The organism is Christensenella sp. (assembly GCF_034927525.1).
Taxonomy (GTDB): Bacteria; Bacillota; Clostridia; order Christensenellales; family Christensenellaceae; genus Christensenella.
On the sequence record NZ_JAYFPU010000180.1, the window covers coordinates 1 to 5,060 of the forward strand.

A 5,060-nucleotide genomic window follows, 5' to 3' on the forward strand; every position below is an offset into this window, starting at 1 on the left:
GTCCAGCCTCCGAAAACGAAAGCTTCATTGGCGAACCGCTGTAACGTATGTTACCGCCGATATCCTGCGGCTTGTGCAAATGCCCCAACGCAACATAATCAAAACCAGCAAACGCATCTGCGCTCACCATATTGGCTCCTCCGACCATCGCCGAGCGATCGCTCTCCGACACCTCGGCACTGCTCACAAAGCAATGCGCCGCTAGAATATTACGCCCCTCATAAACCGGCAAATATTTCAGCAAAGTGCGCATCGCCATATCATAATTTTTGATTTCTTCATCCGGATATAGATAGCGTGCTTCTTCGATTGAAAAAAAAGGCAGGATATGGATCATCGTATCGCCGATCAATATGGACGGTATCCCGTTTTTGACGCTTCCCGCAATGTGCAGCCCTGCCTTGCTCAATAAATCTGCACACGAAGAAAGACGCGCCGCGCCATCGTGGTTTCCCGCGCAGATCACGACCGAAATCCTGCTTTCGATACATAACTTCGTCATCGTATCGTTGTAGATGCCGATCGCGTCCGGGTTTGAAACCGCATGATCGAACACGTCACCAGCAACAATGACTGCATCCACCTGCTCGCTGCGCGCAATTGCAAGGATCTGCTCTGTAAAATGTTTTTGCTCGGCGATCATAGGCATATTGTTCAGCGCAAAGCCCAGATGCCAGTCCGATGTGTGTAGAAAACGCATTAATAGGCGATCTCCAAAATGTTACGCACATCCGCCTCATTCAACTGCACAAAATTTCCGACCGTACCGCCGCAATGCTCTACGCAACGCTTCGCCATCTCACCCAGCGCATCCTTGTCGTTGATCCCCAGATCGCGCAGAGACGTCGGCATGTTGAGGCTCTTGAAGAACGTCATCATGCGCTTGATGCCCTCTTTGATCGTCCAATCCTGATTGTCAAACGAATATTCTACATCAAATACACGCATTGCAAATTGCACAAAGCGCTCCGGTTTATTGGAAGATACGTATTTCATCCATGCGGGGAAAATCACAGAAAGCCCCGCGCCGTGCGACACATCAAATTTTGCGGACAGCTCGTGCTCTATCATGTGGGAGGCCCAGTCCTCTTCGCGCCCTAGGCCAAGCGTGCCGTCGTGCGCCATTTTGCACGCCCACATCGTTTCTGCGCGCGCTCGATAGTTCTGCGCATCTGTGACAGCCGTCCTGCCATAGCGCAGCAAAGACTTCATCACGCCTTCGCACATACGGTCTGTAACATCTACATCCGCCGTATTGGTGAAGTAGCGCTCCATGATGTGCGCGAACGCATCCACAATACCCGCAGCCGTATGATATGGCGGTACAGTATAGGTAAGCTCAGGATTCAGCACCGAAAACACAGGCCGTGACCGTTCGTCCTCATAGGCCATTTTTTCCATCGTTTCTTCTTTGGTGATTACCATTCCATTGGACGATTGACTGCCCGCACCCGGGATCGTCAGCACCGTCGCAAGCGGCAAAATACCGTTTGCTTTTTTCTTGCCCACAAAATAATCCCATACGTCGTCGCTGTTTGGGGTGCCGCAGGCGATCGCCTTGGCGGAATCTATCACACTGCCGCCGCCCACCGCGAGGACAAAGCCGATCCCGTTATGACGGCAAATATTGATCCCTTCATATACAAGCTCAAGCCGTGGATTAGGCTGCACGCCTCCGAGCTCGAACACCGCTACGCCCGCGTCCTTCAACGATTTACGTATCCTGTCAAGAAGCCCTGAGCGTTCCGCACTGCCACTGCCATAGTGCAGCAATACCTTCTGGCTGCGCTTTGCCACTTCCTCCCCCACCAAAAGCTCTGTGTCCTTACCAAAAAAGACCTTGGTCGGATTAAAATATACGTCATTATCCATCTTAATATCTCCCCTCATACATCATTATATGTAATAACCAAATACCCATATTGATAAAGCCTTAAACGGTCGATCAACCTATCGTTTGCAGACTTTTGTGCTGCTTGATCAGATATCTTGTTAGCACAAACGGAATTACCATCAGCGCACAGACCAGGTAAAGCGGCAATTGGAATCCCACATGTTTTGCAATCTCGCCAATCAAAAGCGGCACCGTCATCGTTGCAATATTGACCGCAAATACCGTGACTGCCGATGCAGACGCCGTCCTGTTTGGATATACCGCACAGCACATGATTACCAGTGCGACCGCATTTGAGCCCTGGAAGAACCCTGCCGCAATAATCAGTACGATCATGACAGGGATGCCCGGTACGCTGAGCGCCAACGCCATACAGACCGCCGCCGCAACGATGAACCACGAGAACAGATTTGCCGCGCTGATCCTTCGCAGGATTGCAGGCCCAAGAAAGCGCATCACGAGCGCCCCGCCAAAGAATCCTGACAGTAGCAGTCCCGCTTCTTCAAAGGCCATTCCACGCGCTTCGATGCAATATGTTGGCAGCCATGTGGAGATGCCGAACTGGAACGCAAACTGGAAAAAACAGATGACCAGTAATAACCATGCCCCGCCTGTTTTAAATATTTCCGCCGGATTCTCGCAGGCGCACTTTTTCATCTCTTCCATATGCGCGTACGGCGTATCCTTCATCACAAACCGGCCCGACAAAATATACAGCAGGAAAATGATCAGGGCGGCAATACCGATCCACAAAAACGGTACGCTGAACGAAGAATATACCTGTGGATTTACCGTCCCTGCGACGAATAGCGGTGCAATCATCGCCCCTACGCCATAGAATGCGTGCGTAATAGGGAGCAGCGTATTTTTTCTGTCCGGGTAGGTATCGGCGATCACTCCGTTCACCATGATATCCACACAGGTAAAACCAATACCTGCCGCAGCGACAAGCAGGATCAGCACCGTATAGGAAGGCGCAAAGCCGATGCAAACACTTGCAGCACCCATGATACACGTGCCTGCACCTACGACATATATCTTATTGAACCGCTCGCCCATCAGCGCCAAAAAAACGGAAGCCGCCAGCCCGCCGATCGATTGCACCGTCAGAATAAAGCCTTGCTGGGAGGAATCGATCTGGTAAAAGTTCATCATGACCGTGGCATTGGGACCGAACGAATCGATGTAGAATGCGTATATCGTAAACACGCAAAACGTTATGACAATCAAAAACCAATGCCGTGCACTCAGCTTTTTTACCATAGTCTACCCCTGGGGAATTTATTCATTTATATGATAACGGGAAACAACGCGAAAGACAAGTATTGCAGGTGAATTCTTTATCCGCAATTTTTATGGAATAATAAAAAAATCCTGTATAAACCGCAGCATTTGTTCTGCGGCAAATGATTGATATCTTCCTTTTTTGTATATGATAGCCATTTCCCACGGAATTTCCGGGACAGTCGATATCTCCCGCAGACCTTTTGCTTTATACCACTGGATAACAGGCGAAGGCAATACCGCAATTCCCAGGCCGTAGGAAACCATCTTGACATCAAACCCGGGCATCAGGCTTTTGTACGCAATATGCGGAATGAATCCTTCTTTTCTGCACTGTGCGATCAGTTCGTCATGCAGCGTCGCCGTATCGCCGAATGTGATCAGTCTCTCGTTTTTCAGCTCTGCGAGACGTACCTTGTTGCGGTGCGCAAACGGATGTTCTTTGCTGGTCAATAGCTTGCACACGCTTTTGATCAGAACCGTATACCCCAACTGTGAAAGCTCCGGCACAGGAAGCATCACGATGCCGAGGTCGACATCTCCCGCAAAGACGGACGCAGCCACGGCTTTTGAGCCTTCCTCAATTACGCTGATATCGATGTTCGGGTATTCCTCATAAAAACGCTTGAGTATCATCGGAAAATACATATCCAGTATGACTCCCGGTATGCTGATACTTACCTTTCCTTTTTTGCGCGACCTGATATCCCCAATACTGCGGTAGATGTCTTTATACTGGAGCAGCAAGGAGCAGGCGTTCTGGTAAAGCTCACTGCCCGCATCTGTCGGCAGGAAGCATTTACTGTTCCTTTCGATCAGCTTCACCTCAAGCTCGTCCTCTAATTGCTTCACCGTCCGTGTCAGCATCGGCTGTGTGACATTCAGGTTTTCCGCGGCTTTGGTGTAGCTTCCGCATTTTACAACCTCTGTATAATAGCGCAATTGTTTGATATCCATACTTTCATCATATATGACCAACGAAACAATTTCAATCATTACTTTTCGTAATGATTCATTCGCAAAACAAGCATTTCACTTATCATTTCAAGGGCAATATAATAAGGCCAACATGATCAATAGAAAGGACGGATGAACCATGAGCAAAAAAATGACTGTGCAGGATGCAATCGGCTTGATCCGCGACGGCGACACGCTTGCCGTTGGTGGATTTGTCGGATGTATGCACCCGGAAGATCTTACCCAGCAGCTTGAACGAACATTCAAGGAAACCCGTCACCCCCAAAATCTGGATCTTATATACGCCGCCGGACAAGGTGATGGACATGAACGCGGGCTCAACCATTTAGGGCATGAGGGCATGCTCCGGCGTGTTGTGGGTGGTCACTGGGGTCTTGTGCCCAAGATCCAGAAGCTTGCGCTGGAAAATAAGATCGAAGCATACAATTTCCCGCAGGGCGTGATTTCTCATCTATTCCGCGATATCGCCGCCAAAAAGCCCGGCACATTGACGCACATCGGGCTGAAAACCTTTGTCGATCCGCGCTTGCAGGGCGGGCGTATCAACGACATCACCAAAGACGATCTGGTGACGAATCTCACGATCGGCGGCAAGGAGTATTTATTGTACCACGCCTTCCCCATTCATGTTGCGTTGGTACGCGCCTCTTATTGTGATCCTGACGGCAATGCGACCTTTGAGCGCGAGTGTGTATCGCTCGAGGTAGTCGCCATGTGTCAGGCGGCAAAAAACAGTGGCGGCAAGGTCATTTTGCAGGTAGAGAAAATCGTGGAAAGAGGTTCTCTCAATCCAAAGCTTATTCGCCTGCCCGGCATCTACGTAGATGCCATTATAGAAGCGCCGCCTGAAAACCATATGCAGACGTTTGATACACAATACGATCCGTCATACAGCGGCGATATC

Annotated in this window: 5 protein-coding genes; 1 reads left to right on the plus strand and 4 read right to left on the minus strand. The window is 49.9% G+C overall.

The window, feature by feature from the left end:
* From VB081_RS07480 to VB081_RS07495, 4 genes are all read right to left on the minus strand, one after another.
* On the minus strand, positions 1 to 700 hold a 700-nt coding region (locus VB081_RS07480; RefSeq protein ID WP_323400200.1), incomplete at its 3' end, for a metallophosphoesterase family protein.
* Entirely contained in the window at positions 700 to 1,872 is a 1,173-nt protein-coding gene (locus tag VB081_RS07485) for an iron-containing alcohol dehydrogenase (RefSeq protein ID WP_323400201.1), read from the minus strand. The genes VB081_RS07485 and VB081_RS07480, both read right to left, overlap by 1 nt.
* Before the next feature lie 73 nt (positions 1,873 to 1,945).
* On the minus strand, positions 1,946 to 3,157 hold the full coding sequence (locus VB081_RS07490; protein ID WP_323400202.1) for an MFS transporter: 1,212 nt from the start codon (positions 3,155 to 3,157) through the stop codon (positions 1,946 to 1,948).
* Between the two features lie 90 nt (positions 3,158 to 3,247).
* Entirely contained in the window at positions 3,248 to 4,135 is an 888-nt protein-coding gene (locus VB081_RS07495) for a LysR family transcriptional regulator (protein ID WP_323400203.1), read from the minus strand.
* 139 nt (positions 4,136 to 4,274) lie between these two features.
* Between VB081_RS07495 and VB081_RS07500 the strand changes: the two genes are divergently transcribed.
* Positions 4,275 to 5,060, plus strand: a 786-nt coding sequence (locus VB081_RS07500) for a CoA-transferase (RefSeq protein ID WP_323400204.1), incomplete at its 3' end; no start/stop codon positions are given.

Coding starts and splice junctions, on each gene's coding strand:
- VB081_RS07485 (WP_323400201.1), bottom strand. CDS start 1,872: ATGGATAATGACGTATATTTTAATCCGACCAAGGTCTTTTTTGGTAAG.
- VB081_RS07490 (WP_323400202.1), bottom strand. CDS start 3,157: ATGGTAAAAAAGCTGAGTGCACGGCATTGGTTTTTGATTGTCATAACG.
- VB081_RS07495 (WP_323400203.1), bottom strand. CDS start 4,135: ATGGATATCAAACAATTGCGCTATTATACAGAGGTTGTAAAATGCGGA.